The sequence below is a fragment of the Mesorhizobium sp. B2-4-2 genome, from assembly GCF_006442845.1.
Classification (GTDB): Bacteria; Pseudomonadota; Alphaproteobacteria; order Rhizobiales; family Rhizobiaceae; genus Mesorhizobium.
In genome coordinates, this window is record NZ_VFVM01000001.1 from 264,682 (window position 1) to 291,140 (window position 26,459).

Here is a 26,459-nt window from a genome sequence, read left to right on the forward strand (position 1 = left end):
TTTATTCGGCTACAATCGGGAATTTCCACTATGGACGAAGAAACAAATGGCATTCCGCAGAACAGGCCGGCGCCCCGCGATCTCGACGCGATCGACAGAAAGATATTAGGCGTTCTCGTCGACGACGCCATGGTCAGCTATGCTGAGCTTGGCGATCGTGTCGGCCTCTCGCCGCCCGCCGCGCATGAGCGCGTCAAGCGCCTTCGGCGCAGCGGCGCCATTCGCGGCACGGCTGCCATCATCGACCCCAAGGCGGTCAAGAAGCCGCTGCTGGCATTCGTGCATATCGACACCAAGGGCTGGGGCAAGACGCCGGAGCTGATGGCGGTTTCGCAATATCCGGAGGTCGAGGAGATCCACACGGTTGCCGGCGACACCTGCATGCTGCTGAAGGTCCGTACGGAGGACACGCGGGCGCTCGAAGGCCTGCTGTCGCGCCTCTACGAGACACCCGGCGTCACCTCGACGCGCAGCTACGTGGTGCTGTCGACCTATCTCGAGCGGCCGGTGCAGCCCGGCGTCACGACGCAGTGGCCGGCGCCCAAGCACATGGCCGAGCCTCTGTACTAAGGCCTGATGCCATAAGCGCGAAGCGGTTTTCGGACGACATCATGCTCTATCTCTTTGATTTGGAGCTGGACTCGCCGCCTCCGCCGAAAACGCCGCAAAACAAGGAATGATATGCTAATCTCCCGAGCCTCTAGGCAGAGGGCGGGTGGTGGCAATGCTGGAAACGGACAAGGTATTCGCTGGCTCCATACCGGAAAACTACGACCGCTATATGGTGCCGTTGATTTTCGAGCCCTTCGCTGCGGATATTGCAGGACGAGCAGCATCCCTGTCGCCCGCCGCCGTTTTGGAGACGGCCGCCGGCACCGGGGTCGTCACCCGTGCATTGGCGCCGAAACTGTCTCCCGGCGCAAGCTATACGGTAACCGACCTCAACCAGCCGATGCTCGACTACGCCGCTTCGCGACAACCTCCCGACGGTCGCATCACATGGCGTCAAGCGGACGCCTTGGCGCTGCCGTTTGAAGATGCGGCCTTCGACCTCGTTTGCTGTCAGTTCGGTGCGATGTTCTTTCCCGACCGGCCATCGGCCTACCGCGAAGCCAGGCGTGTCCTGAGGCCGGGCGGACATTTCCTGTTCAGCGTATGGGATCGCATCGAGGAGAACGTCTTTGCCGATGATGTGACGAATGCTCTCGCAAGGATCTTCCCCAACGATCCGCCGCGCTTTCTGGCACGCACGCCGCATGGCTACCACGACAAGGCAGTGATCCGTCGCGAGCTGGAGGAGGCTGGCTTTTCTCCTGTGATGATCGAGACGAGAGCCGAACAAAGCCGTGCATCCTCGCCGCGCCTTCCCGCCGTCGCTTATTGCCAGGGAACTGTGCTTCGCACCGAAATCGAGGCCCGGGAGGCAGGGAAGCTGCAAGCCGCGACCGACTACGCCGCATCCGCGATTGCAGACAGACATGGCAGCGGCGCGGTGGCCGCCAAAATTCAGGCCCACGTCATCATGGCAACGGCTTAGAGCAATTCCAGGAAAAGTGTATCCGGTTTTCCGTCCGGAATTGCGCAAAAACAAACGTCTAGCTTCCCAGCCGGATCGTCTCGAAATAGGCGTCGGTGCCGACCTGGCCGCCCTTGAGCGCGATTTCGAGTCCATCGATCGCACCGCCGCCATGGGCGACACAGAGCGGTGATCCCGGCGATTGCGGCAACGGCATGCGCACGGTCAGCGCGTCGATGGCCAATTGTCCGAGCGCGTGACTGGAGGTGTCGCCCCCAGCGATCACCGCGCGCTTGAGTTTCTTCTCGACGACCAGCCGGCGCAGAATGTCACCCAGCGCCCGGCCCAGCCTGTTGCGTGCCCCTTCGATATGGTCGATCTCCGCACTACGGTCGGCCTGTGGGCCAAGAGCTGTGTAGAGGATGACGCTGCGCCCCGCAGCCAGGCTTGCCAATCCGCTCGCGACGGCGCGCTCGATTGCCTCCTTGGCGCCCTCCGTGACCAGTTGCATGGCATCCATCTCGACGCCGTCGAAACCGTGGGCAAGGGCGTGGCGGATCTGCTTTTCGGTGGTCGGCGACACGCTGCCCGAGACCACCGCGAGGCGGTCTACCGGTCCCGGCGGCGCGAACGACGCCTGCCCGGAGGCAATGCCTTTGCCGGCCCATTCGGCAAGCAAGGCATATTCGACGCCCGAGGATCCGACGACGAAGCCATGGCCTTGGTCATGGATGCGCCAGATCTGTTCGCCGACGCGTCTCTGTGTCTGGCGGCTTTCGACATCAAACAGGATGACCGCCCTGTTTTGCACGGCCTGGTCGACCGTTTGCGCGAGATCGTCGGTCTGCAATGCAGCCAGGTCGACAAGGCCGGAACTGAGACTGGTCTGGCGCGAGAGATGCACGAGCAGGTCTGCTTCGTTCATCGGCGTCACCGGATGCCTGCTCATCACCGGATGCCTGTCGATGCGGAAATACTCGCCGCGGAATGCCGCGAAAAGATTGCCGAAGGCCGTGTAGCGCTTGAGCTGCGGCGCGCCGACGACCATCGGCACGCTACTCTGGCCGAAGATGCGCCGGCCGATCTCGATGGCGCGGCCGATATTGCCGACCGTCGGACTGGAATCGAAGGTCGAACAGATCTTGTAATGGCAAACCGCCGCTTCGAGGCTCTTCAGCCATTCGAAGGCGGGCGCCAGATTCTGCTCCATCCATTGCGGCGTTTCGCTTCGGCTGGTGCCGGCCAGTCCGACGGCGCGGCAATGGGAAAATCGCGCCAGCAGGCGCCCGTCGGGCCGACGCATGAACAGCACCGTCGGCACGCCGCCGAGCTCGAGCGCCTCCATGACGTCGGTCGAGCCGGTGAGGTCGTCGCCATAGTAGCTCAGGAGCAGGTTCTGCATGGCTTCGCTCAGGCCGCCTTGCCGTCGCTGAATTTCTCGATCGAGCGTGCCAGCTCGGCATGGTCGCGCGCGAATTCGTCGAGAGCAATGCCCTCGACCGCGGCCTGCCACGCTTGCAGCACCGCGCGCACGCCGGCGCCGGGCCCGTCCGGATGGCTGACGATGCCGCCGCCGCAGAGATAGAGGAGATCGACCGTGCGGCCGGTGCGCTCATAGGTCTCGGGCGCCTGGCCGCCCCATTGGCCGGAGCAGGCCACGGGCAGCGCGCAATCGTCTGATGAAAACAGCGGCGTGGTCACCGCTTCGAAGGAGCGGATGAAAGAATCGTCCGACTCCCAGTATTTCGAGCCGATGCCGTTGATCTGGAACTGGTCGACGCCGAGCAGCCGCCAGAATTGCTGCCATACCTTGAAATCCATGCCGAGGCCGGGATGGCGGGTGAGAATGTCCCAGCCATTGCGGTGCGCATGCAGCACCAGCCCGGAGCGCTTCCTGAGGAAAGCCATGCCGCCGAATCCGATGGAGTTGATGTTGACGACCGCGCAATTGCCGCCGGCTTCGAGCACCAGATCGTGGTTGCGCATCATCTCGTCGGGATCGGCATGCGAGATTCCGAAGGCGTACATTACTTTCTTGCCGGTCTTTTGCTCGTGGTCGCGGATCAGCGGCATGATCGCCTTCACCCGCTCAGCGAGCGGCGAATAGGCCGGGCTCATCAGCTTCTCGTCGTCCTTGATGAAATCGACGCCGGCTTCGATCAGTTCGCCCACCATCGCGGCTGTCTCGTGCGGCCTGAGGCCAAGCGCCGGCTTGACGATGGTGCCGATGATGGGACGGCCCTCGACCCCGGTCAGCCTGCGGCTGCCGGCAACGCCGAATTGCGGGCCGGGATGGGCGCCCCGGTATTGTTCCGGCAGCTTCATGTCGATGACCCGGATACCGGACAGGCCCCTGATCGAATAGGTGCCGCTGATGGCGATCGTCATCAGCGCCGACAGGTCGGTGCCGATGGCGTCGAACGGGAAGCCGATATCGACATCGGCGCGCCGGAAGGGGCCGTTCCCGGATCCGGGAAGCGACGGCTGCTCGGCATCGGGCAGGGGACTGATCGCCAGCACACGAGCCGCCACACGCGCCTTTAATTCCTCGGTCTCGCCGGGCAGTGGGACGAAGGTGCCGGTCGACTGGTCGCTCGCGATCTTGGCCGCCAGCGCTTCGATGCTGCCAGAGGTTTCGATGCGATAGGTAAGCGTGATCATGGTTTGTCGGCCGCTCGAAAAGGGTTCGAAAAAAGTTTTGTCGCGCAGGAAATCTGGTATAATGAGTACCTAAGTATTGCAAGCAATATCCCGACTTCGGCAAGAGGGCCGGCTTCGGCAATTCCGGGAAATGAGCGGCGTTTTTCGTTCGGAATGCCTGGAACAAACAGCTGGCGCGGCTTGGCGATTGCATGAAATCGCGGGACCGCTCCAGGCGCAGGCATTCCGGTAATCCTGCCTGGAATGCTAAACAGGAACCGGGCCAGGGAGTGATTCGTCACGATGAACCGTTCGGAGCCGATCGTCCGGCGCAAACTTTCCGACGAAGTCTTTGCAAGGCTGAAGCGGCTGATCACCAGCGGCGAGCTGCAGCCGGGCGACGACATGCCGTCCGAACGCGAGTTGATGGAGCGCTTCGAGGTCGGCCGGCCGGCGATCCGCGAGGCCATGCAGGCGCTGAGCAATATGGGACTGGTCGCCATCTCGCATGGCGAGCGCGCCAAGGTGCTGCAACTAACCGCCAAATCGATCATCAAGCAGGTCGACGGCGCGGCCAAGATCATCCTGTCTTCATCCAGGGACACGCTGGAGCACCTGAAGACGGCGCGCATCTTCTTCGAGCGCGGCATGGTCAGGGAAGCCGCGGAAAAGGCGACCGCCGAGGATGTGCAGCGGCTCAGGGCAACGGTGGCCGAGCAGCGCGCCGCGCGCGGTGATTCCGAAGCCTTCATCTCCGCCGACATGAAGTTCCACACCCAGATATCGGCGATATCGGGCAATCCGATCTATGTTGCCGTCAGCGAAGCCACACTCGGCTGGCTGAAGGAATACCACACCGAGATGCTGATCTGGACCGGCAAGGAACAATACACGCTGACCGAGCATGAGGAGATCATCGACCGCATTGAGCACCGGGATGCCGACGGCGCCGAAAAGGCGATGATCAAGCATCTCGAACGCTCGCGTGCGCTCTATGTGATGAATTCCGATAAGTAAGGCCTAGCCAACCCGGACAATGGCGTAGGGCGACATCGTAAGATGGCCCTGACCCAGTGCCGAAACATCAACCGGGACGTCGTTCGCCGTCAGGTTCGCCAGCCAGACGGCAATGTCGCCCGAGGCGGCGCGTCCGGCCAGCGCCGCAACACGCGTCTCATCGCTTGTTTTCGCGGCAACATGCGCGAGCCCAGCCAGTTCGCAAAGCCCTTGGACGGCCCGGAAAATCGGCCGCGGTGATCCCTCGGCGACAGGTTCGCCGGATGCGGCCAGCACGCCGAACGGGCCGGTGATGCTGGACAGTGTCAGCATCTCCAGCCCGGCCGGCGCGACGCGCGCGGCATAGCCAATGGTCCAGGCGGCGGCAAACTGCGCGGCATGGCGGGGATCACGGTTCGCCATGGCAATGCGTTGGCCGGCAAAATTGTCCTTGGTCGCGCCGCCATAGGGGTTCTGTCGCATGGCAATGGTCGACGGGCCGATCCGGTAAGGCTTGTCGCCGAAGATCGCCCGGGTCGACCGGGTGATGAAGGGCAGCGCCTCCAGCGATTGCATGACGCTGAGATCGTCGGCGGCGTGAACGATCGGACAGGTGCAGTGCGTGACGAAATCGAGTTGGTCGGCGGGCACGCGCTTACGGTTGAGCTCGGTGAAATAGCTGAACATGCCGCCGCCGAGGCGGATCCCGGGAAAGGCGCGCCGCGCCGCGGCATAGATTTCTTCCAGCGGCGGGCATGCCGGCCAGGCGCTGCCCGGCGGCGTCGACTGGCGGTCGACCGAAGGCGAGACGGCAACCGCATCGAGCCGCAGGCCGACCCGGCGCACCATATCGGCGACATCGGAGAATTCGGCATCGAGGTCGCCCGTGCAGGCCACCACGCATTCGAGCGTGGTCGAGGCGGGATGCGCCGCGGCGAGCCGGGCATGGGCGCGCAGCGCGTCCAGGCCGTGGCCGCGCGTCGGATCGAAATGGAAAAGGAGTTGCCGCGGGCCGAGCCTTGCCAGCATCAGCAATTCGGCCAACGTTGCCTCGATGTCCTCGGGATAGACGATCATGCCGATATCGGGCAGCCTTGGCCCGGTCTCGCCGAGTTCGATGCGGACCGGTTCGGCACTCGCGGTCGCGGCGGGCATCCCGGCGCCGCCGGTGAGGCGCAGGCTCACCGTCTGGCGCAGCGGTTCGCGGGCCGGCAGCACATAGGGCCACGGCAAGGCCAGCGGCCGCACATAGGTCTTGTAGGAGGCGTCCGACCAGTTGCGCTGGTCCTCCATCTCGAAAATATCGCCTTCCATCCGGCATTCGGCACTGACGCCGGGACGCACTCCATGGGTGATGGCACGCAGGTTCTTGAAGGGCTGCCACGGGTCGATCAGATCAGGCAGTTCCGTCTCCGCCACACTGCCGTCGGTGTGCTCCACCGTCACCGGGCTGCCGGCGAGGCCGGCGATCGGATGCAGGATGCAGAAGCCGCAGCGGTTGGTCTCGAAATCGCTCTCCGGCAGCGCTGTCACATCGAAGACCAGCCTGCCGTCGGCGGAGCCTTCGATCGTCGCGTGGAAGCGCAGGCTGCTGTCGTCCGGGCCGGTGCAATTCGCCTCATAGCTTACCGAGAAACGGTCGTCCTTCTGGTCGACGGTCAGGTCCGTCAGCTCCGGCTCATAAGTGCCCCAGTCGCGGTCGCGCACGATATAGGCGATGGCGCGCAGCACTTCGATGCCGGCATGACGGATGGTGCGCAGATTGCCGTTGACCAGCTCGGCACTCAACGCGCCCGCCTGCAGCAGGATCGGTGCCGCTTCGGCCGCCCGTGTGCCGTAAAGATCGAACACGTCGGCCGTCATTGCAGCAAGGCTTCGATCTGCACCGGTTCGCGGCTCGCAGCACCCGCATAGGCGGCCTCGACCAGGGCGAATGTCTTCAGATTGTCGGCGCCCGAGGTCGCCGGCTCCTTGCCGCCGACAAGGCAGTCGACCCAGTGCCGCTGGATGGCCAGCACGCTTTCCTGGATGTTGTGCCATGGCCGCGAGGCCCAGGGCAGGAGCGGCGGCGAGACATCGCTCACTCTGGTTCCGCTCTTGCCGGTGACGGTCAGCCGGTAGCCCTGCGCCAGCCGGATCGTGCCGTCGACGCCGTCGAGCTCGATAAGTGTTTCCGGGAACGGCTCGGTGGCAAGCTTGGTCGCATAGCTGCAATCGACAACCGACGTGGCGCCGCCGGCATGATCCATGAGCATCGTCGCCACATCCTCGCCGGCGATGGCGGGGTTGATGCGTGTGGTCCGCGCGGTCAGGCTCGTGACGTCGCCGAGCAGGAAGCGGGCGATGTCGAGGATGTGGATGCCGAGGTCCTCGATGATGAAGCGTTTTCCGGTCGCCAGATAGGGCTGGCCGGAAAACACGTCGTAGCCGGAGCGGAAGGAGATGCGGCCGAAGAACGGCGTGCCGATCTCGCCTCTGTCGAGCACAGCGCGCACCGCCTGGATCGGCGACTGCCAGCGGAAGTTCTCATGCACCATCAGCGGCACGCCGGCTTTGGCGCAGGCCGCGACCATCGCCTTGGCATCGCTAAGCGTCGGCGCGAACGGCTTCTGGCAGATGACGGGAACGCCATGCGCTGCCGCCATCTCGACCAGCGGTCGATGGCTGCCGACAGTGGTGGCGATGTCGACGAAGTCGAGGGTCTCGGCGGCGAAAAGTTCCGCCGCATCGGTGTAGCGCCGCACCACGCCGAACTGGTCGCCGACGATCCGCAACCGCTCCGGATCGCGGTCGCAGATGGCGTCGATCGAGGCGCCTTCGATATCGCGCCAGGCATGCATCTGGTTGACGGCGAAGAAGCCGCAACCGATCAGCGCTCCACGCAACTCCGCCATGCTCAGCCCGCCTTTGCCATCTGCATCAGGGTAACGCGCTGCTGCAGCCGGCGCTGCGCCTGGTCGACGACGACGGCGACGATGATGACGAGGCCCTTGATCACCATCTGCCAGAACGAGCTCACGCCCATCATCACCAGCCCGTCCGAAAGGATGCCGATGACGAAGGCGCCGACGATGGTGCCGCCGATCGTGCCGCGGCCGCCCGACATCGAAGTGCCGCCAAGCACCGCCGCGGCGATGGCGTTGAGCTCAAAGCTCTCGCCCGTCGCCGGATGCGAGGCCATCAGCTCCGACGAGATGATCAGCCCGACGATTGCCGCGCAGAAGCCGGAGAACATGTAGACGAACATCTTGACCATGTTGACGCGCACGCCCGAGATGCGCGCGGCGCGCTCATTGCCGCCGACGGCGAAGATGTGGCGGCCAAGCGGCGTGTAGCGGGCGAGATAGGCCGCCCCCACCGCCACCACGATCAGGATCCAGATCGAGACCGGCAGGCCGAGCAGCCGGCCGGCACCCAGGAAGCCGAAGCCGGTGGTGCCGAGTTCCGGCTTGCCGACGAGATTGGGGAAAGTGCGGCCGTCGGAGGAAAGCAGCGCGAAGCCGCGCGCCACATAGAGCACGCCGAGCGTGGCGATGAAGGGCGCGACGTTGAGCCTGGTGATCAGCAGCCCGTTGACGGCGCCGATCAGCATGCCGACCGCGAGCGTGATCAAGGCGATCTCGACGACATTGAAATAGATGGTGTAGCCGATCTGCAGGTCGATGCCGTTGAGCACGAGGTAGCCGGCCACCATGCCGCACAGGCCGACGATCGAGCCAACCGAAAGGTCGATGCCGCCGGTGATGATGACGAAGGTCATGCCCATGGCGAGAAAGGCATTGAGCGCCACGTGCTTGGCCATCAGGATCAGATTGGCGGCCGACAGGAAGTTCGGCGCCGCGATCGAGAAGAACACCAGCACGGCGATCAGCGCAATGAAGGTTCTGAGCTTCATCAGCGTCAGCAGCGCCGAGCCGCTGGAGGCGGAGGAAGCGGCAGCCTTGGCCGGAATGTCAGTCATCAGCGTTGCTCCCCATGTGCGGCCGGTCCGTGGCCCAGCGCCGACGCGGCGACGATCGCCGCCTCCGTCGCTTCGGCGCGGTCGAACATGCCGGTCAATCTGCCATTGCTCATCACCGCGATGCGGTCGGACAGCGCCATCACCTCGTCGAGGTCCGAGGTGGCGAACAGGATGCCCAGCCCGTCGCGCGAAAGCTTGCGCATGGTGCGGAAGACATCGGCCTTGGCGCCGACATCAATGCCGCGGCTGGGCTCGTCCATCAGAAGCACTTTCGGTCCGGTGAGCAGCGCCTTGCCGATCACCACCTTCTGTTGGTTGCCGCCCGACAGCGACGAGACCTCCTGCGCCGGGTCGGCGACCTTGATTGCGAGTTCCCGCACCATCTGCATCACGGCCTGCCGCTCGGCACCGCCGCGGATGTGAAACAGGCGCACGAAGCGCGACAGGCTCGCCATCGTCAGGTTGCTAGCGACCGACAGGATCGACACCAGGCCCTCGCGCTGGCGGTCCTCTGGGATCAAGGCCAGCCCTCGCTGGATGCGGCGCGTCGTGTCGCGCTCCTTCACCTGCTTTCCGGCGATGAAGATCCTGCCGCTGGCATGGCCGTGACGGCCCATGATGCAGTCGAACAGCTCGCTGCGCCCCGCACCCATCAGCCCGTATATGCCGAGAATCTCGCCGGCGCGCAGCGACAGCGAGACGTGGTCGACCGCCAGCCCGCCGGTGACGCGTGGCAGGCAGATCTCCTCGGCGCGGAAGATTTCCGCGCCCGGCACATGGCCGTCGGCCTTGGCGAAGTCCTTGGCGTCCGAGCCGATCATCTGCCGCACGATCCACTGCGTATCGACGTTTTTCATCTGCTCCTGGCCGGTGATGCGGCCGTCGCGCAGCACGGTGATGTAGTCGCCGATGCGGATCAGTTCCTCCAGCCGGTGGGAGATGTAGACGATGGCGACGCCGCGCGCCTTGAGGTCGGCGATCACCTTGAACAGGATCTCGACTTCGGCGGCGCTCAGCGCCGAGGTCGGCTCGTCCATGATGAGGATCTTGGCGTCGAGCGAAACCGCCTTGGCGATCTCGACCAGTTGCTGCTGGCCGATGCGCAGATCCTCGACCAGCATGTCGGGCCGGATGCCGGCTTCCAGCCGCTCCAGGAATTCACCGGCCCGGCGCTCCTGTTCCTTGCGGTCGATCTTGCGGAAGCGGTTGGTGATCTCGCGCGTGGCGAAGATGTTCTCGGCGACCGACAGGTTGCCGAACAGGTTCAGCTCCTGGAACACCATGCCGATGCCGCGGTCGACCGCATCTCCCGACGACGAGAAAGAGACCTCTTCGCCTTCGAGCAGGATGCGCCCTACGGTCGGCTGCTCGACGCCGGCGATGATCTTCATCAGCGTCGACTTGCCGGCGCCGTTTTCGCCGACCAGCACGTTGACCGCGCCCTTGCGCACTTCGAAATTCGCCTGCTTGACCGCGACCGTGCCGGCATAGACTTTCGAGACATCCTCCAGCTTGAGGATGACCTCATGGCCATTGGCCTGGCTCATGGCTTCGGCCCGATCTCGGCCTCAGCCGGCGTCACCAGCGGCAGGTCCTGGCCGCCTTCGATCGTATAGGCGCCGAGCACCTTGGCGGTGCGGCCTTCCAGCGCCTCGCGCGGCAGCTTGGAGAGCACCGTCTTGGCCGCATGGGCGTTGAAAGCCTTGCCGAACTGGGCGAAGTCGATCTGGTTGGTGAAGTCGTTGAACTGGACGAAGTCGAGGCTGTCGCGCAGTGCCGTGCCGCGCATCGCCGGCCCGATCTGAACGCGCGCGTCCGCCTTGCCGTCACCGTCGGCGTCGACATCGATGGTGGCCGCGCGCGACTGCGTGTTTGCCGCGACGATCTTGCCCTCGACGCGCACGGCGAACGTCCATGGCGAATTCGCCTGCTTCTTCGGATTGCCGTATTTGGCGCCGGCCGCGGCCGGATCGGTCTTCGCCAGCGCATGGACCTCGGCGAACGGTCCAGCCTTCTGCTGCAGATAGGGAATGACTTTCGCCGCCCAGATGTCCTCGACCATCTTGTCAGGGTTGAAGGCGGAGGCATTGCCGTCGCCTTGCGCCGATGGCGTCGGAAGGATCTTGCAGGCGCTGAGCGCGATGCCGGCGGTCAGGGCAAGGATCGGCCAACTCGGCTTTTTCTGCATGGCGGTCGAGGCATCCTGGTGAAAAGGAGCGAGGGACGAACCTCGGTTCGCCCCCCGCTGTTCGCGTTGCGCCGGCTCAGTTCTTGAGCGCGAAGGTTTCCAGCTTGGCGGCATTGTCGCCATTGATGAGCACGCAGTCCATCAGCTGCTTTTCCTTCTCGGGCGACTTCTTGTTCTTGATGAAGTCGTTGGCCTGTTCGACCGCCATCTGCGCCTGGGCATAGGCCGGCTGCAGCACCGTCGCCTTGATGCCGCCCGAGGTGATGGAATCGCGCACGTCGTTCGATCCGTCGAAGCCAACGACGATGACGTCCTTGCGGCCGGCCGCGGCAAGCGCCGCATAGGCGCCCATCGCCATCGTGTCGTTGCCGGAGATGACGCCCTTGATGTCAGGATTGGCCTGCAGGATCGATTCCATCTTGGAATAGGCCTCGGTCTGGCTCCAATTGGCCGATTGCTGCGCGACCATCTTCAGGTCCGGATAGTCGTCGATGACGTCGTGATAGCCCTTGGAGCGGATGCCGGCATTGGTGTCGGATTCCTTGCCGACCAGCTCCACGAAATTACCCTTCTCGCCCATCAGCTTGACGAATTCCTGCGCGCCGAGCTGGGCGCCCTGGTAGTTGTTGGAGACGATCTGAGCCACCGCGACGCCGGTGGCGTTGATCTCGCGGTCGATAAGGAAGGAGGGGACGCCGGCCTCCTTGGCCTTCTGCACGGCGGCGACGGTGGCGTCGGCACCGGCATTATCGAGGATGATGGCCTTCGCGCCGCGGCCGATCGCGGTGTCGATCAGTTCGGACTGCTTGTTGGCGTCGTCGTCATGGACCAGCACCAGCGCCTCGTAGCCCAATTCCTTGGCCTTGGCTTCGGCGCCGACGGCTTCCGCCTTGAAGAAGGGATTGTCGTGCGATGGGGTGATGATGGCGATGAGATCCGCCGCGTAGGCGGGCATCGCCGTGCCGAGTGCCAGCACGCCTGCGAAGGCGGCAAGCGTCATTCTACGTGTCAGTTTCATGAAGTCCTCCCGTTGAAACCCATGCCTCGATCGTTTCGAGGCCTCTATCTACGATTGAATTCGTCAGGCAGGGCCGGCAGCGCGCCGCCCGGATTTCAGAGCCGATCGCCGGCTGTCATCCGAACTGCTCCTCGCTCCGCTCCCGCCGTCCTCACTCGCATCAACTTCAAACTTCAACGAAGCATGACCGATCCGAGTCCGGGAACAGCTAAAGCTAACTGGTATAATGAGTCAACCACTAATTCAGGTGATCTGTATCTAAGCGGCGGCCCACTCAGGTAATCCGCTGGATGCTGGCTGCGATCTCTTCCGGTTCGAAGACCCGCTTCCAGTCGTCGCGCATCAGCACCGGCTTGCCGAATTCGATGGCCTTGTTGCAGGCGTCGGAGAACACGCCTTTGGTTTCGCCGAAGATTACGGCGCCGAGCACATTCATGTGGCCGAGCAGGAAATCGAGGGCCGCCTGCTGGTCGACGCCCCGCGCCACGACCTCGTCGACAGCTTCCTTCATGACCACCAGCAGCGAGGCGCACACGGTCTCAGAAAGGCCGGGCTCGAGCAGCGCCATCTGCTCGACGGAAACGCGGTGCGAGCGCATCACCGGCGCCCAGATGATCTTGGCGATGGCCTCGCCCTTGGCGTAGTCCGCTTCCGGTCCCTGCATCAGTGCGCTGACCATGTGCTGCTTGGCCTTGACGCCGCCGAAATAATCCTTCTTGGCCGCCATGTCGGTTTCGTCGTTGAAGATCGGCGGATGGCAGGGGTGGGTGACGAAGTAGGTCAGGTCGGGACGATCAGGCAAATGGCCGGCAAACGGCGCCGCGGCATCGAGAACGATCACCATCGTGCCCGGCGCAAGCTTGCTTTCGATGCTTGCCGCGACCTTGCCGATATGGGTGTCCGGAACCGCCAGGATCACCACCTCGGCGCCTTCCAGCGCCTCGTCGGCACTGACCGTATCGAAGCCCAGCCCGGTCTTCAGCCGCTCGCGCCCGGCGTCGCTGACCTCGACATGGCGGATCGTATAGGGCGAGCCGCGGAAATTGGTCGAAAGGCGGTAACCCATTTTGCCGCCGGCACCGAACAGCGCGATCGTCGTCATCTAGCCTTGCTCCTAAACATTGAACGATGGTCTCGCCAATCGTCACCTTATATACTGGTATGATCACTCTACCATCTTGGCAAGAGAAATCATTGTCACTGCGGCCTGATTGCCGCAGCGCCCGCCTTAGGTTTCGCCGTGCCGTCGCCGGCTGCGCTCTCGAGGGCGGCGGGGTCGATGGCGGCGCGCCGCGACAGCACCTGCCGGCCGGCCAGCGCCAGAACGAAAATGACCACGATGCCCTGGACGATGTCCTGCGCGCCGGGCGGCAGGCCGATGATCTGCATGGTCGTGACGATGAGGATCAAAAGGATGCTGGCGAACAATGTGCCGAGCGCCGTCGCGGAGCCGCCGAAGATCAGCGTCCCGCCCAGCACCACCGCGGCGATGGATTGCAGGAGATAGGGCTGGCCCATTTCAAGAAAGGCGCCGCCGATATAGGCGCCCAGCAGCAGCCCGTTGAGCGAGGCCAGCACCGAGGAGATGATGAAGGCCGAGGCGATGACCCGGTTGTTGCGGATCGCTGCTAGCCGCGCCGCCGCGCGGTTCTGGCCGACTGCCGAGAGCAGTTGTCCGTAAACGGTATAGCGTAGCACGAACGACGTTGCGGCGACGCCCAGGATGGCGATGACTGCCATGATCGGCACGCCCGCGACGCGGCCCGTCGCCAGCGTCTTCAACAGCGGACTGACGGCGAAGCCCGATATCGCGCGGTTCGACAGCAGCGTTGCGGTTGCCAGCACATAGCCCGTCGCCAGCGTGGCGATGATGGCCGGTATGTTCAGCCCGACGACGAGCAGCGCGTTGAGAGCGCCGACCGCAAGGCCGAGCAGGATCGCGGCGCCGACGCCGACGGCGAGGTTGGCGTCCTGGCCCTTGATGGTCAGCAGCGCCACGAAGGCGCTGAGCGTGATCACCGAGGCCACGGAAAGGTCGATATTGCCGCGCCCGGTGGTGACGACGAACATCTGGCCGATGCCGACGACCGTTAGGAACGAGGCCGACAGAACGATGCCCGACAGGCTGGAGAGGCTGAAGCGGTTGGTGACGATGGACAGCACCAGCCAGAGCAGCAGCACCCCGATCGCCGACCAGATCCAGCGGTTTTTCTGCGCCCAAGGGCTGAAGGCGGCAAGCGCATTCATTGTTCGCTCCTGCGGTCCGCGGTCAGGCTGCGCAAGGTCAGCAGGGCGATGAGGATCAATCCCTGCGTCGCCGCATTGAAGTCGCTGCTCACGCTCAGGGTGCCGAGCAGGGCGCCGATCAACGCCAGCGTGACCGCGCCGGCGACGGCGCCGACCGGCGAGATGACGCCGCCCAGCAGCGAACAGCCGCCCATCACCACGGCGGCGACGCTGAGCAGGGTGAATGAATTGCCGGAATTGATGTCGCTCGCCGTATTGATCGCCGTCAGCGACAGGCCGGCGGCGGCGGCGAACAGCCCGGCGACGAGGTAGCGCACCAGCGCGTAGCGCGTCGGCGACCAGCCGGAACGGATCATCGCGGTCGGATTGTTGCCGAAACCGCGCAGCACCACGCCGAGCGGCAGCCGGTCGATCACGAACACCACGATTGCCACCGCGGCGATGAGGATGATCGAGGTTGGCACGAAGCCGAGCGACCAGTTGAACATTGCCGACAGCCATTCGGGGCTGGCGCCGCCCGGCGTCGGCTGCAGCGCATAGCCTATCCCGACCCAGATGAAGGACGCGCCCAGCGTGACGACGATGGCCGGGATCTTGCGCGCCTGGATCAGGCCGCCGAGGCCGGCATAGGCGGCGATCGCCGCAGCCAGCGCCAGCGCGCCGAGCCACGGCTGGTCGTAGAGCAGCGTGGCGCTGAGCACGCTGACGAGCCCCGCGAACGCGCCGACGCCGAGGTCGATCTCGCTGCCGCCGACGATGAACATCTGCGCCGCGGTCACCAGTACCAGCGACAGCGCCGGCATCAGCAAGAGGTCGAGCCCGAAAATGGAGGCGACCGCCGGATTGGCCGAGATCATCACCGCCAGCACGGCGGCGAGGCCGATGAAGGGGGCAGCATTCACCAGCCTGCGGGCAAGCCCGGCGCCGGCAGCGCCGCTGCGTCCCGCACTGGCGGCTTTGTCCGTCTGCTGGGCAAAGGACGCTCCAACGACGGCTGATTCCGTGATCGCCTCGCCGGCCAGTTCCTTGACGATGCAGCCGCCTGAAAACACCAGCACGCGGTCGCAGGCCAGGAGTTCGGCATCTTCGGTCGTGTGCCAGATGAGCGTGCGCCCGCCTCGCGCAATGTCGTTGCAGAGGCGGTAGAAGTCCTGCTTGGTGGCGATGTCGACGCCGCGTGTCGGGTCGTCGAGCAGGACGATCGGCGTGTCGGCGACGAGCGCCCGGGCGACGAGCGCCTTCTGCTGGTTGCCGCCGCTGAGCTCCAATATGTTGGATCCGAAGCGGGTTTCGTCGAGCCGCAGCCGGCCGGCGGCATCCGCCGCTGCCGCGCGGTTGGCGCGGTCCGAGACCAGGCCCAGCGCCGGGCGGCGTGCCAGGGCGCCGATGCTGATGTTCCCAAGCACGCTCCACAAGGGGAACACGCCTTCCTTCTGGCGGTCGCCCGCGATGAAACCGGCTTCACCGTTCCTGGCGACGGCCGCATCCGTTCCGGAATCGGGCTTGAAGATTGCGTGCAGCAACTCCTTCTGGCCGCTGCCTTCGAGGCCTGCCAATCCGATGATTTCACCGCGGCCGATCTCGATGTCGCGGCCGAGTTCGGCCGTCAGGAACCCGGACAGTCGCACCAGCGCTTCGCGGCTGCCGGTGGTGGCGGTACCATGCTGGTGGATCGAGTTGGCGTCGCCCCCCATGAGCTGCACCAGCCTGCCGATCGACGTCTCGGCCACATCGCCGCGCCAGGCGGTGCGCCCATTGCGCAGCACGACCACCTGGGTGGCGATGTCGATGATTTCCTGAAGCTTGTGGCTGATGAAGATGAAGGCGAGGCCGGATTTGGCCCGCTCGCGGATGAAGGCCCGCAACTGTCTCGAGCGATCGAGATCGAGCGAGGAGGTCGGTTCGTCAAGAACGATCAGCTTGACACCGGGGGTCGCGGCGGCGCGCGCAATCTCGACCATTTGCCGTTCGGCGATGGAGAGGTGGCCGACTTCGGCATTCACATCGATGCCGTTTGCGGGGAAGACGGCGTCCAGCGCCGAGCGGGCGCGCGCCCTGTAGAGTGCCCGCCAGCCCGGCCGGTTGGCGGCATCCGCCGGAATTTCCAGGAAGAAGTTTTCGGCCACCGAGAGGTTGGCGCACAGCGACAATTCCTGGTGCACCATGCGGATGCCGCGGCGCTGTGCTTCCGCCGTGTCGTAGCCGGCGAAGCCGATATTCTGGCCGGCAAACGAAATCGAGCCCAGGGTCGGCCACATCGCCCCGCACAGGATGCGCATCAGCGTCGATTTGCCGGCGCCGTTGCCGCCGACCAGCCCGATGATCTCGCCGGTGGAGACGGCGAGGTCGATCTCTGCATTCGCCAGCGTCGGTCCGAAGCTCTTGGTGATCCCGGAAAGCGAAACAACGCTCTGCCGGGTCGGATCGGCGAGCACCGCGGCGGCTGCGCCTTCCGGGGCTACGGCGAGATGGGACATTCGTCCTCCGTTTCTTCACGGGCAGGGACCGGGCGCGGCCGTTCCGCGGCGCCCGGTCCCTGGCATTGCCAACCTTACTTGCTCAGCAGGTTCTGCTTGACCCAGTCGAGCGAATAGCTGGGGCTGATGATCTGGCCGCCAGGCAGCTTTGCATATTCCTTGAGGTTGCCGGCATCGACCGTGGCCACCGGCATGATCATCATCTTGGGTGCCTTGGCGCCCTTGAGCAGCGACAGGCCGAGCCAGAACGCGGCGCCGCCAATACCGGGCGTGGTGTTCATCGAGACCGTCTGGTAGCCGTTCTTGGCGTTCTCCTCGGCCCACCATTTGACGAAGTCGGTGCCGCCGCCGCCTTCGATGATCGGCATCTTGCCGGCATAGTCGCCGCCATACTGGACGAACGCCTGGGCGATGCCGACATCGTCGCTGCCGCCTTGTGCGAGCACGGCGTCGACATGCGGCAGGGAGGGCAGCACGTTGGCGATGGCCGCCTGTGCGACCGACGCGGTCGCCTGGCCATAGACCGTGGCGACAACCTTGATATCGGGATATTTGGCCAGCACCGACTGTTGCGCGTTGAACATGTCGTTGTCGGGCGCCGAGCCCTTGACGCCGCGCACCTGGATGACGTTGCCCTTGCCGCCGATCATCTTGAAGACGGCCTCGGCCTGGGCTGCCTTGTAGCCCTTGAAGTCGAAGTTGAGCTGGTAGTTGCAGGGCGCCGAGGCGACCGAATCGAACGAAACGACGATGATGCCGGCCTTGCAGGCTTTTTCGATGATCCCGTTGACCGCGGTTTCCGACGCGGCATCGACGGCGAGCACGTCGACCTTCTTGAGGATCAGCTCGGCGATCTGGCTGTTCTGCTGCGCCACCGAGCCGTCGCCGTTCATGACGATGTAGTCGGCAATCTGGCCGGCCGCCTTGGCTTCCTTGGCCGAGGCTTCGAAAGCCTCCACCATCTGGTGCCGCCAGGTGTTGCCGTAATAGGCGTTGGCGAGCGCGATCACCGGCGCATCCGGTGACGCCATTGCCGGCACAGCCGAGACGCTGACCAGCGCGGCGCCGGCAAGCGCCGCCACGGTTGAAAACTTCATGATATTTTCCTCCCAAAAAACACCGGCCGATACGTCGGCCTTCTGCCATTCCGTTACGACGTCCTCCGAAAGACGCCATACCAGCTACATGTTATACCAGCATACCAAATAGGCAAGCGGGCACCGGAACCTCGATTGCCGAAACCTCCTTCGATTTAAGGACGAGACGAAGCTCGGCCGTCAGCTTCGTTCTTCCTTGGCCAAACGGAGCCGGCCTGCTCCAGCAACTGGTGACCAGTCCAAAGTCGGCCGTAGACGGACGTTAGGTCATCATATATGTAAATGTCAATCGATGGCGCGACCCTTGTCTGCCGACGCGACTCGGGATCGATTGTTCCGCGAACACCCCAGGGAGGGACAGATGGAGCCGGTCCAGAAAAAGAAATTGTATGTGGAGGTGCTTGACCGGCTGATGGCGGCAATCTCGACGTCCGAATTCCCGCCCGGCTCTCAATTGCCGTCGGAAAAGGAACTAATGACGATGATCGGCGTCGGCCGGCCCTCGATCAGGGAAGCGATGCTGTCGCTGCAGCAGATGGGACTTATCAGGATCTCGCACGGAGAACGTGCCCGCGTCATCAATCCGACGCCTGATGTCATCGTCGATCAGGTCTCCGCGGCGATGGTCATGATGCTGGCGACGAACTCTCGCGGGCTCGAAGAACTCAAGGAAGTCAGGCTCTTGCTGGAAACCGGCCTGGTTCGGATAGCCACGCGGCGCGCCACGGCCAAGAGTCTGGAACGCCTCGCGGAGACCTTGCGTCATTTGCGCGAGGCAAAGGGCGACCAGGCCCGGTTCGTGGCGGCCGACATGGAGTTCCACGCCGTCATTGCGGAGATGAGCGGCAATTCGATGATAGCGGCGGTGGCGAAGGGAATGCTCGAATGGCTGTCCCGTTTCAAGCGGGATCTGGTGGCGATGAAAGGCGCCGAGCGGCTGACGGTCGAGGAGCATGAGCGGATCTACAAGGCAATCGCCGGCGGCGATCCGGAAGGCGCGAGCGCGGCAATGGCCGACCACATTGGCCGCGCCAACGAGCTCTATTCGAAACTGGCCGGCGGCGGCGCCGGCTGAGCGGCCGCCGAAATTTTTTGCCCGGGAAAACTCATATGATGACATGATTTCTTTTTGGTGCTAACGGTCACTCCGTGAACGTCATTCCAGTCGGGAAGCCTGCATTGTCCGGTCGCCTCCGCGCCACCTATCTGATCGAAACCCGCTACCCGCTGGAGGTTGCCGCGGCTGCGATGGCGGGCGAACAATCAAGCGGGACTTTCCGCGCCATACCCGGAGAAACGCCGGAGCTGCTGCGCAGGTTCGGAGCCCGCGTGGAATTCATCAGCGATGTTGCCGAGGTCGACAGCGAGGCGTTGCCGTTCTCGCGCTCGCCAAAAAATGCGACCGTGAGGCCGCACCGGGCCAAGGTGGGCCTTTCCTGGAACATCGAGAATACGGGGACAGTGCTGGCTTCGGTCTGGTCGACGGTTCTCGGCAATCTGTTCGAGCTGCATCATTTCTCGGCCATGCGTCTCCTCGACGTTACCTTTCCCGATGCCTTCGCGGATGCCTACCCAGGGCCGGCCTTCGCCGTCGAGGGAACGCGTCGCCTGACAAGCGTCGAAGGACGCCCGCTGATCGGCACCATCGTCAAGCCGAGCGTTGGTCTTACCCCGCAGGAGACCGCGACCCTGGCCGACACGCTGATTGCCGCGGGTCTTGATTTCATCAAGGACGACGAATTGATGGGGGACCCTCCGCATTCGCCGTTCGAACACCGGTACGAAGCGGTCATGGCGGTGATAGACGGGCACGCCGACAGGACCGGGCGCAAGATCATGTATGCGGCCAACATTTCCGGTGACATCGACGCCATGCGTCGCCAGCTGGATCTGATCGAGCGCCGTGGCGGGACCTGCGCCATGCTGGTCCTGAATTCCGTCGGCCTGTCCGCCGTCATCGAGATGCGTCGCCACTCCGCCGTTGCGCTGCACGGCCATCGGGCCGGCTGGGGCCTCTTCAGCCGCTCTCCCGATCTCGGCATGAGCTATCTCGCCTATCAGAAATTCTGGCGTCTGGCGGGCATCGACCACATGCACGTCAACGGGCTGTCCAACAAGTTCTGCGAGCCGGACGAATCGGTGATGGCGTCGGCCCATGGCTGTCTCACCCCGATGTTCGAGCGGGCTGGCCGTCCCGATACGGTCATGCCGGTGTTTTCGTCTGGACAGACCGCTGTGCAGGCGGCCGAGACCTATACGAGGCTCGGCTCGGACGATTTCATCTATTGCTGCGGCGGCGGGATCATGGCGCATCCAGGCGGGCCGGCCGCCGGCGTTCGAAGCCTGCATGATGCTTTCGAAGCCGCGGCGGCAGGGGTTCCCGCACGCGACTACGCCGCCACGCATCCGGAGCTCGAAGCCGCGCTGCAAGCGTTCGGCTGAATCTGCGCCATCGGCGCGCCATCAAGGCAAATGGGAGAGAAAGCAAATGACGACATCCGTGGCGGTGCTTGGGGCCGGAGGGAAGATGGGCTTCCGCGTGACGCGCAAGTTGATCGAAGCGGGCTACGATGTCCGCGCCGTGGAGATCGGCGAGGCCGGCCGCAAGCGGCTGGGAGAGGCCGATATCGGCGCCGTCGCCATGGAGGAGGGCATTCCCGGCGCCAAGGTGGTGGTAATGGCTCTGCCGGACAACATCATCGGCCAGGTGGCGCGCCAGATTTCGCCGATGCTTGCCGCGGGCACCATGATCCTCATTCTGGATGCGGCAGCGCCCTATGCCGGCGACTTGCCCGCGGATCGGCCGGATCTCACCTATTTCGTCGGCCATCCCTGCCATCCGCCGCTGTTCGGCGAAGAGACGGAATGGGCCGCGCGTCGCGATTACCATGGCGGCATCGCCAGGCAATCGATCGTCTGTGCCCTGATGCAAGGTCCGGAAGAGCACTATGCGCTTGGCGAGGAAGTGTGCAGGGCCATGTGGTCGCCGATCATCGACAGCCATCGCGTCACGGTCGAACAACTGGCGATCCTGGAGCCGGGCCTGTCCGAAATGGTGGCCATGCCCTTCGTCGACACCATGGTCGAGGCTGTCGAGGAGTGCGAACGCAAATATGGCATTCCCAGGAAGGCCGCGATGGACTTCCTGATAGGCCATCTGAACGTCGAGATCGCCATGTGGTTCGGCTTCTCTCCGAAAGTGCCGTCCGATGCGGCGCTACGCCTGATGCGGTTCGCCAAGGGCGTCGTGGTCCGTGACGATTGGCGCGAAGCGCTGTCTCCTGCCAAGGTCAAGGAAGCCTCGGAATTGATCGTCTACGGCAAGGGAGCCTGAGCCCTGCCTTCGCCGCGCCGGACCTCGGTATCGACCGCGCTCTTCGATGGCTATCCCATGGAATTGGCCCTCGAGGAGATTGCGGCGGCCGGCGCCCTCCATGTCGAGCCGGCCTTCATCCGCGGCTATGTCGATTTCGACGAAGGCATGTTTGCGGCTGCGCACGCCGCGAAGTTGCGCCAGGCAGCGGAACATGCCGGGCTGGGGATCAATGCCGTGTCGGCTCATCTCGACCTGTCGGGGGCCGATGCCGTCGACGCCTTGTCCCGCCGCATCGGCTTTGCCGCCGGTCTTGGCGCGTCCTTCCTGATTACCAATGCCGGCCCGGCGAGAAACAGCGCGGCGATCCGCAAAACGATTGACGCCCTCCTGCCGAGGCTGGAGGAAGTCGGCATCGTCCTGGCGCTTGAAAACCCCGGACATGGCCAAGGCGATCTGCTCGGCAGTGCCCGGATGGGGGCAAGCTTCATTCGGGACATCGGATCGCGACACGTGCGCCTGAACCACGACGCCGGAAATGTCTTTACCTACAGCAACGAGACGGTGCAGCCGGCGCAAGATATCGCTGATGCCATCGATGCCGTTGGGCATGCCCATCTGAAGGATGTCGTCAGCACCGGGGAGGGATGGACATTTTGCGCCATCGGCGACGGCTCGATGGGCTACGGACCGTACTGGGCAACGCTTCCCGCGACGCTGCCGGTCAGCATCGAACTGCCATTGCGGCTGCGGCGCCCGCAGCGCCGTGATCCCCAACGGCGGAGCGCGCCGGTGGATATGGCCACCATTCGGAGCGCGCTGCGGCGTTCACTGGATTTCGTCAACTCGCTGGAGATCGCAAAGAGCAGCACCTTCTGAACAGCGAAAGCTGGTTCCTTGCCTTTGCGAGAGCCGGCTATCCACGCTCCGGGAACATCGCCTTCAGCCCTTCACGCGAGGCCTTGGCGACGCCGCGTTCGGTGATCAGGCCGGTGACCAGCCGCGCCGGCGTCACGTCGAAGGCGGGGTTTGCCGCGGGCGTCGCTTCCGGCGAGACGCGCACCTGGGCGATCTCGCCGCTCGCGGTCTTGCCCCACACCAGCGAAACCTCGTCGCCGGAGCGTTCCTCGATCGGGATTTCGGCAAGCCCGTCGCCCACCGTCCAGTCGATGGTCGGCGAAGGCAGCGCGACATAGAACGGCACGTCGTTGTCTGCGGCGGCGAGTGCCTTCAAATAGGTGCCGATCTTGTTACAGACGTCGCCGTCGGCCGTCGTGCGGTCGGTGCCGACGATGACCATGTCGATTGCGCCGCGCTGCATCAGATGGCCGCCGGCATTGTCGACGATCAGCGTATGCGGCACGCCGTGGCCGGCCATCTCCCAGGCCGTCAACTGGGCGCCCTGGTTGCGCGGCCGCGTCTCGTCGACATAGACATGGACCGGAATGCCGGCCTCCGTTGCCAGGTAGATCGGCGCCGTGGCCGTGCCGTAGTCGACGGTAGCCAGCCAGCCGGCGTTGCAATGGGTCAGGATGTTGACGGTTTCGCCCGGCTTTTTGCGCGCCGCGATGTCCTTGATGATGGCGAGACCGTTCTCGCCGATGGCGCGATTGAGCCCGACATCCTCGTTGGCGATCTCGCTGGCGCGACGATAGGCGGCTGCGGCGCGTTGTTCCGTCGGCAGCGGCCGCAGGAGCCGCCGCATCTCATCCAGCGCCCAACGCAGATTGATCGCCGTGGGACGCGTCTCGTGGAGCGTCTCCCAGACGGCATCGAGCGCGGCATCCGCCGGATCGTCCGCCATCTGCATGGCAACGCCATAGGCAGCGGTGACACCGATCAGCGGCGCGCCGCGCACCCACATGTCGCGGATGGCGGTGGCGATGCCGTTAACGGTATCGACCTTCACGACACGGAAGTCATGCGGCAGCCAGCGCTGGTCGATGATCTCCACCGAGCGCCCATCGTCGCTCAGCCAGATGGTGCGATAGTGGCGCTCGCCGACGTTCAAATGCGGTTCTCCTGTTCGATTAGCGCGGCCAGGTTGTTGACCTCGTCGATGCTGTGAATATGACGCCTGTTGACGGCGATGTGGCGGCCGAACTTCAGCGCCTTCGCTTCACATGTGGCGCGCAGGTCTTCGTCGGCAATGGTCTCGAAATCGGCATTGTGGGCGAGGCCGAGGATGCGCCGGTGCACCTCGATGCCGGCAAAGCCGAGGAGGTCGTCCCAGATCTGGTGCAGCACATGGTCGAGCGCCTGCTCGGCGCCGAGCCTGTCGCCCTGATCCTCGAACAGGCTCTTTTGATAAAGCATGCCGTTGCGCTCCGTGCGCCACAGATGCGAGAATTCGGTGCGGAACACCGACCACGTCTGCGCCGTGACATCGAGCAGATAAGCGCGCATGGCGTCGCGCTTGCCGCTCTGCTCATGGCCCCGCTGCGAGAAGAAGGCCATCCAGAAATTGGCGAGCAGCATGCCGACGTCGAAGGCCATCGGCCCGTAGAAGGCGAATTCAGGGTCGATCATCCTGGTCTCTGTATCCGTGACCATGATCGAGCCGGAATGCAGGTCGCCATGCAGCAATGTCTCTGCATTGGCGGCGAAAAGATGCTTCAGGCGCTGCGCTTCCACCTTGAGGTCGCGGTCGGCGCGCAACTCGGCGACCAATGCGTCGAGCTGCGGCGAAGTGTGGCGGTTTAGCTTGGCGTCGAAATAGGGGTCGGAGAACACCAGGTTCTCGGTGATGTCGCACAGCTCGACATTGTCGGCGAACAGCGCCAGATCCGCCTTGCGTTCCTTGGTCACCATCGAGAAGTCGGAGCCGCGGAACAGGGTGCGGGCCATGAACAGCCCGATATCCCTGGCGATGTTCGGCAATTGCCGGCCCTCGATCAGCGCCCGCCGCAAAATGATGTGCGGCGACAGATACTCCATGATGATCAGCGCCTGGGTCTCGTCGAAATGGTAGATGGCCGGCACCGAGCCCGGCGCGCGCGCCTCCTGCCGTGTCAGCGCGTGATATTCGAAGAAGGAACGCTTCAGCGGCAGCGGCCAGCTGTCGCCGACCAGCCGGACATAGGGCAGGGCCTGCTTGACGACAGCCGCGCCCTTGCCGCCCTCGACGATGAAGACGAGATTAAGATTGCCATCGCCGACCTCGCGCACTTTCCAGCGGCTGGTGTCCTCGCCGATGCGCTGGGTGAGCGCCTCGTTGCTGCCGAGCCGCGTGGCGAGCGTCTCCACCGACAGTGCTTCGAACGGCGTCTTCCCGGTCATCCTCACCTCTCCTGCTCGTTCCCCCATAATAGCGGAGCCACGGCGGCGGGGCCAAGCTAGGTAGCGCTCTGGCAATTGTCAATCGTGTTGACAATTGCCGATGTAGCCCATAGCGTCACGGGCAGGGAGGAACGCATGGTCGGCAATGCCGTGTTCCGCGTAGAGGGACTGAGGAAATCCTTTGGCCGCAACGAGGTGCTTGGCGGCGTCTCGCTCGAACTCCATGCCGGTGAAGTGACCGTCCTGATGGGTGCCAACGGCGCCGGCAAATCCACCCTCGTCAAGATCGTCAGCGGCGTCTACGAGCGCGACGGCGGCACCATGACCCTGGCCGGCCAGGACTTTGCGCCGGGAAGACCGGCGGAAGCGATCCGCGCTGGCGTCGTCACCGTTCACCAGAACATCAATGACGGCGTCGTCGCCGATCTTGACGTGGCCACCAACCTGACATTGGGCAGGCTGAGCGGCAGTGGCGCCCCGGTGCTCTTCAACCCGGTCCGTGTGCGTCGCGAGGCCAAGGCGGTTGCCGACCGCATGGACCTGGCGATCGACTTGAAGGCGCGCGTCAGCGATCTCTCGCTGGCCGATCGCCAGATGGTGGCGATTGCCCGCGCGCTGGCACATCAGCCGAAAGTGCTGATCCTCGATGAACCCACCTCATCGCTGTCGAGCGCCGAAGCCGATCGGCTTTTTGCGCTGGTCGACAGGCTGCGCGCGCAAGGCGTGGCGATCCTCTATATCTCGCACCGCATGTCCGACATAAGGCGGCTTGCCGACCGCATCGTCTCGATGCGCGACGGCGCCGTGTCCGGCGTCTTCGACAAGAAGCCGCTGGACTACGAAGGTGCGGTCAATGCCATGCTCGGCCGTAAGATCCACCTCGAGCAGATCGTCGCCAGGCACTCGGCCAAGGCGGTGCTGACCGTCGAAGGGCTGCGCATCGCCCAGGGCGCCAGGCCGATCTCGATGACACTTGGCGACGGCGAGGTCGTTGCCGTCACCGGGCTGGTCGGCGTCGGCAAGACAGCGCTTGCCGAGACGCTGTTCGGCGTGCGCAGGCCGCTCGCCGGCACCATGACGATGAACGGCAAGCCCTACGCGCCGCGCTCGGCCGGCGACGCGATCGCCGCCGGTGTCTTCCTCGTCGCAAAGGATCGCGCCACCAGCGGCATCGTCGGCGGCTTCAACATCGAGCGCAATGTCAGCCTGCCGTTTCTGAGAAGGATGTCGAACCTGGGCGTGCTCAAGCGCCGCCTGGAACGCGCCACGGCGCGCCGGCAGATCCAGGAATTGGGCATCGTCTGCCGCTCCGAGAAGGACGAGATGTCGGCATTGTCCGGCGGCAACCAGCAGAAGGTGATGGTCGCCCGCTGGATGGCGCAGGATGCAAGGCTGTTCATTCTCGACGAGCCGTTTCAGGGCGTCGATATCTCGGCCAGGCGCGACATCGCCGCCAAGCTGAGGGCAAGCGCCAATGGCCGCGCGACGCTTTTGTTCGTGACCGAACTCGACGAGGCTCTTGAGACGGCCGACCGTATCCTGGTGATGTCGGAGCAGACCATCGTCGGCGAACATCGCAACGCGGACATCGATCTCGATCGCCTGCTGGCCGAGGTGGCCGGCGGGCTGCCGCACCGCGCGGCTTGACCTGCTGGAATTGAAGAGCTGACGATGACAATTGGAATGGAGAGCATGGGTTCGAGTTGGGTAAAAACGGCAGCGGCGCG

General features: G+C 64.5%; 22 protein-coding genes. 8 read left to right on the forward strand and 14 right to left on the reverse strand.

Annotated elements, in window-relative coordinates:
* The first annotated feature begins 30 nt into the window (after positions 1-30).
* On the forward strand, positions 31-570 hold the full coding sequence (locus FJ942_RS01300; RefSeq protein WP_140878822.1) for an Lrp/AsnC family transcriptional regulator: 540 nt from the start codon (positions 31-33) through the stop codon (positions 568-570).
* 154 nt (positions 571-724) lie between these two features.
* Entirely contained in the window at positions 725-1,537 is an 813-nt protein-coding gene (locus FJ942_RS01305) for a methyltransferase domain-containing protein (protein WP_140897109.1), read from the forward strand.
* A 58-nt stretch (positions 1,538-1,595) separates the two neighbouring features.
* On the opposite strand, the gene FJ942_RS01310 is transcribed toward FJ942_RS01305, so the two are convergent.
* Together FJ942_RS01310 and oiaX are read right to left on the reverse strand one after the other, a co-directional pair.
* On the reverse strand, positions 1,596-2,918 hold the full coding sequence (locus FJ942_RS01310; RefSeq protein WP_140897110.1) for a four-carbon acid sugar kinase family protein: 1,323 nt from the start codon (positions 2,916-2,918) through the stop codon (positions 1,596-1,598).
* 8 nt (positions 2,919-2,926) lie between these two features.
* Complete coding sequence (gene oiaX / locus FJ942_RS01315; RefSeq protein ID WP_140897111.1) at positions 2,927-4,177, reverse strand: 3-oxo-isoapionate-4-phosphate decarboxylase OiaX; 1,251 nt, start codon at positions 4,175-4,177, stop codon at positions 2,927-2,929.
* Positions 4,178-4,459: 282 nt separating this feature from the next.
* Here oiaX and FJ942_RS01320 point away from each other — a divergent pair, with 282 nt between their 5' ends.
* Complete coding sequence (locus FJ942_RS01320) at positions 4,460-5,173, forward strand: transcriptional regulator NanR (RefSeq protein WP_140514647.1); 714 nt, start codon at positions 4,460-4,462, stop codon at positions 5,171-5,173.
* A gap of 3 nt (positions 5,174-5,176) precedes the next feature.
* Here FJ942_RS01320 and FJ942_RS01325 read toward each other — a convergent pair whose 3' ends face one another.
* The 10 genes from FJ942_RS01325 to FJ942_RS01370 form a co-directional block, all read right to left on the reverse strand.
* A complete protein-coding gene (locus FJ942_RS01325; RefSeq protein WP_140897112.1) occupies positions 5,177-7,015 on the reverse strand; it encodes a hypothetical protein in 1,839 nt (612 codons plus the stop codon).
* Positions 7,012-8,046, reverse strand: a complete 1,035-nt coding sequence (locus tag FJ942_RS01330) for a Gfo/Idh/MocA family oxidoreductase (RefSeq protein ID WP_140520884.1) — start codon at positions 8,044-8,046, stop codon at positions 7,012-7,014. Before FJ942_RS01330 ends, FJ942_RS01325 begins: the two co-directional genes overlap by 4 nt.
* Before the next feature lie 2 nt (positions 8,047-8,048).
* Positions 8,049-9,113, reverse strand: coding sequence for an ABC transporter permease (locus FJ942_RS01335; RefSeq protein WP_140675085.1), 1,065 nt, complete (start codon positions 9,111-9,113; stop codon positions 8,049-8,051).
* Entirely contained in the window at positions 9,113-10,660 is a 1,548-nt protein-coding gene (locus FJ942_RS01340; RefSeq protein WP_140897113.1) for a sugar ABC transporter ATP-binding protein, read from the reverse strand. Before FJ942_RS01340 ends, FJ942_RS01335 begins: the two co-directional genes overlap by 1 nt.
* The gene (locus FJ942_RS01345) at positions 10,657-11,301 is read right to left on the reverse strand and encodes a DUF2291 family protein (protein WP_140547284.1); all 645 of its coding nucleotides are present in this window, start codon (positions 11,299-11,301) and stop codon (positions 10,657-10,659) included. Before FJ942_RS01345 ends, FJ942_RS01340 begins: the two co-directional genes overlap by 4 nt.
* A 76-nt stretch (positions 11,302-11,377) precedes the next feature.
* Positions 11,378-12,319, reverse strand: coding sequence for a D-ribose ABC transporter substrate-binding protein (locus FJ942_RS01350; RefSeq protein WP_140559315.1), 942 nt, complete (start codon positions 12,317-12,319; stop codon positions 11,378-11,380).
* A gap of 274 nt (positions 12,320-12,593) precedes the next feature.
* A complete protein-coding gene (locus FJ942_RS01355; RefSeq protein ID WP_140497811.1) occupies positions 12,594-13,421 on the reverse strand; it encodes a phosphogluconate dehydrogenase C-terminal domain-containing protein in 828 nt (275 codons plus the stop codon).
* Between the two features lie 95 nt (positions 13,422-13,516).
* Positions 13,517-14,566, reverse strand: a complete 1,050-nt coding sequence (locus FJ942_RS01360; protein ID WP_140514656.1) for an ABC transporter permease — start codon at positions 14,564-14,566, stop codon at positions 13,517-13,519.
* Positions 14,563-17,043, reverse strand: a complete 2,481-nt coding sequence (locus FJ942_RS01365; RefSeq protein WP_140514658.1) for an ATP-binding cassette domain-containing protein — start codon at positions 17,041-17,043, stop codon at positions 14,563-14,565. Before FJ942_RS01365 ends, FJ942_RS01360 begins: the two co-directional genes overlap by 4 nt.
* A 74-nt stretch (positions 17,044-17,117) precedes the next feature.
* Positions 17,118-18,140, reverse strand: a complete 1,023-nt coding sequence (locus tag FJ942_RS01370; RefSeq protein WP_140520883.1) for an ABC transporter substrate-binding protein — start codon at positions 18,138-18,140, stop codon at positions 17,118-17,120.
* A 361-nt stretch (positions 18,141-18,501) separates the two neighbouring features.
* Here FJ942_RS01370 and nanR point away from each other — a divergent pair, with 361 nt between their 5' ends.
* From nanR to FJ942_RS01390, 4 genes are all read left to right on the forward strand, one after another.
* Positions 18,502-19,215, forward strand: coding sequence for a transcriptional regulator NanR (gene nanR, locus FJ942_RS01375; RefSeq protein WP_140497819.1), 714 nt, complete (start codon positions 18,502-18,504; stop codon positions 19,213-19,215).
* A gap of 104 nt (positions 19,216-19,319) precedes the next feature.
* Entirely contained in the window at positions 19,320-20,582 is a 1,263-nt protein-coding gene (locus FJ942_RS01380; protein ID WP_181169771.1) for a ribulose-bisphosphate carboxylase large subunit family protein, read from the forward strand.
* 46 nt (positions 20,583-20,628) lie between these two features.
* A complete protein-coding gene (locus FJ942_RS01385; RefSeq protein WP_140520880.1) occupies positions 20,629-21,474 on the forward strand; it encodes a phosphogluconate dehydrogenase C-terminal domain-containing protein in 846 nt (281 codons plus the stop codon).
* Positions 21,475-21,531: 57 nt separating this feature from the next.
* A complete protein-coding gene (locus FJ942_RS01390; protein ID WP_140555467.1) occupies positions 21,532-22,332 on the forward strand; it encodes a sugar phosphate isomerase/epimerase in 801 nt (266 codons plus the stop codon).
* A 37-nt stretch (positions 22,333-22,369) separates the two neighbouring features.
* Here FJ942_RS01390 and mtnA read toward each other — a convergent pair whose 3' ends face one another.
* Together mtnA and mtnK are read right to left on the reverse strand one after the other, a co-directional pair.
* Complete coding sequence (gene mtnA, locus FJ942_RS01395) at positions 22,370-23,464, reverse strand: S-methyl-5-thioribose-1-phosphate isomerase (protein ID WP_140897115.1); 1,095 nt, start codon at positions 23,462-23,464, stop codon at positions 22,370-22,372.
* Positions 23,461-24,732: an S-methyl-5-thioribose kinase gene (gene mtnK, locus FJ942_RS01400; protein ID WP_140897116.1), complete on the reverse strand. Its 1,272-nt coding sequence runs from the start codon at positions 24,730-24,732 to the stop codon at positions 23,461-23,463. The genes mtnA and mtnK overlap by 4 nt, the downstream gene beginning before the upstream one ends.
* Positions 24,733-24,867: 135 nt before the next feature.
* Here mtnK and FJ942_RS01405 point away from each other — a divergent pair, with 135 nt between their 5' ends.
* Complete coding sequence (locus FJ942_RS01405; RefSeq protein ID WP_140897117.1) at positions 24,868-26,379, forward strand: sugar ABC transporter ATP-binding protein; 1,512 nt, start codon at positions 24,868-24,870, stop codon at positions 26,377-26,379.
* The last annotated feature ends 80 nt before the right edge of the window (positions 26,380-26,459 follow it).

What these genes read in the sequence shown, in the direction of transcription:
- mtnK (WP_140897116.1), bottom strand. Translation starts at nt 24,732, where the DNA reads ATGACCGGGAAGACGCCGTTCGAAGCACTGTCGGTGGAGACGCTCGCC.
- FJ942_RS01340 (WP_140897113.1), bottom strand. Translation starts at nt 10,660, where the DNA reads ATGAGCCAGGCCAATGGCCATGAGGTCATCCTCAAGCTGGAGGATGTC.
- FJ942_RS01300 (WP_140878822.1), top strand. Translation starts at nt 31, where the DNA reads ATGGACGAAGAAACAAATGGCATTCCGCAGAACAGGCCGGCGCCCCGC.
- FJ942_RS01305 (WP_140897109.1), top strand. Translation starts at nt 725, where the DNA reads ATGCTGGAAACGGACAAGGTATTCGCTGGCTCCATACCGGAAAACTAC.
- FJ942_RS01325 (WP_140897112.1), bottom strand. Translation starts at nt 7,015, where the DNA reads ATGACGGCCGACGTGTTCGATCTTTACGGCACACGGGCGGCCGAAGCG.
- FJ942_RS01360 (WP_140514656.1), bottom strand. Translation starts at nt 14,566, where the DNA reads ATGAATGCGCTTGCCGCCTTCAGCCCTTGGGCGCAGAAAAACCGCTGG.
- FJ942_RS01335 (WP_140675085.1), bottom strand. Translation starts at nt 9,113, where the DNA reads ATGACTGACATTCCGGCCAAGGCTGCCGCTTCCTCCGCCTCCAGCGGC.
- FJ942_RS01385 (WP_140520880.1), top strand. Translation starts at nt 20,629, where the DNA reads ATGACGACATCCGTGGCGGTGCTTGGGGCCGGAGGGAAGATGGGCTTC.
- FJ942_RS01350 (WP_140559315.1), bottom strand. Translation starts at nt 12,319, where the DNA reads ATGAAACTGACACGTAGAATGACGCTTGCCGCCTTCGCAGGCGTGCTG.
- FJ942_RS01370 (WP_140520883.1), bottom strand. Translation starts at nt 18,140, where the DNA reads ATGAAGTTTTCAACCGTGGCGGCGCTTGCCGGCGCCGCGCTGGTCAGC.
- FJ942_RS01320 (WP_140514647.1), top strand. Translation starts at nt 4,460, where the DNA reads ATGAACCGTTCGGAGCCGATCGTCCGGCGCAAACTTTCCGACGAAGTC.
- FJ942_RS01365 (WP_140514658.1), bottom strand. Translation starts at nt 17,043, where the DNA reads ATGTCCCATCTCGCCGTAGCCCCGGAAGGCGCAGCCGCCGCGGTGCTC.
- FJ942_RS01330 (WP_140520884.1), bottom strand. Translation starts at nt 8,046, where the DNA reads ATGGCGGAGTTGCGTGGAGCGCTGATCGGTTGCGGCTTCTTCGCCGTC.
- FJ942_RS01355 (WP_140497811.1), bottom strand. Translation starts at nt 13,421, where the DNA reads ATGACGACGATCGCGCTGTTCGGTGCCGGCGGCAAAATGGGTTACCGC.
- FJ942_RS01310 (WP_140897110.1), bottom strand. Translation starts at nt 2,918, where the DNA reads ATGCAGAACCTGCTCCTGAGCTACTATGGCGACGACCTCACCGGCTCG.
- oiaX (WP_140897111.1), bottom strand. Translation starts at nt 4,177, where the DNA reads ATGATCACGCTTACCTATCGCATCGAAACCTCTGGCAGCATCGAAGCG.
- nanR (WP_140497819.1), top strand. Translation starts at nt 18,502, where the DNA reads ATGGAGCCGGTCCAGAAAAAGAAATTGTATGTGGAGGTGCTTGACCGG.
- FJ942_RS01390 (WP_140555467.1), top strand. Translation starts at nt 21,532, where the DNA reads ATGGAATTGGCCCTCGAGGAGATTGCGGCGGCCGGCGCCCTCCATGTC.
- FJ942_RS01345 (WP_140547284.1), bottom strand. Translation starts at nt 11,301, where the DNA reads ATGCAGAAAAAGCCGAGTTGGCCGATCCTTGCCCTGACCGCCGGCATC.
- FJ942_RS01405 (WP_140897117.1), top strand. Translation starts at nt 24,868, where the DNA reads ATGGTCGGCAATGCCGTGTTCCGCGTAGAGGGACTGAGGAAATCCTTT.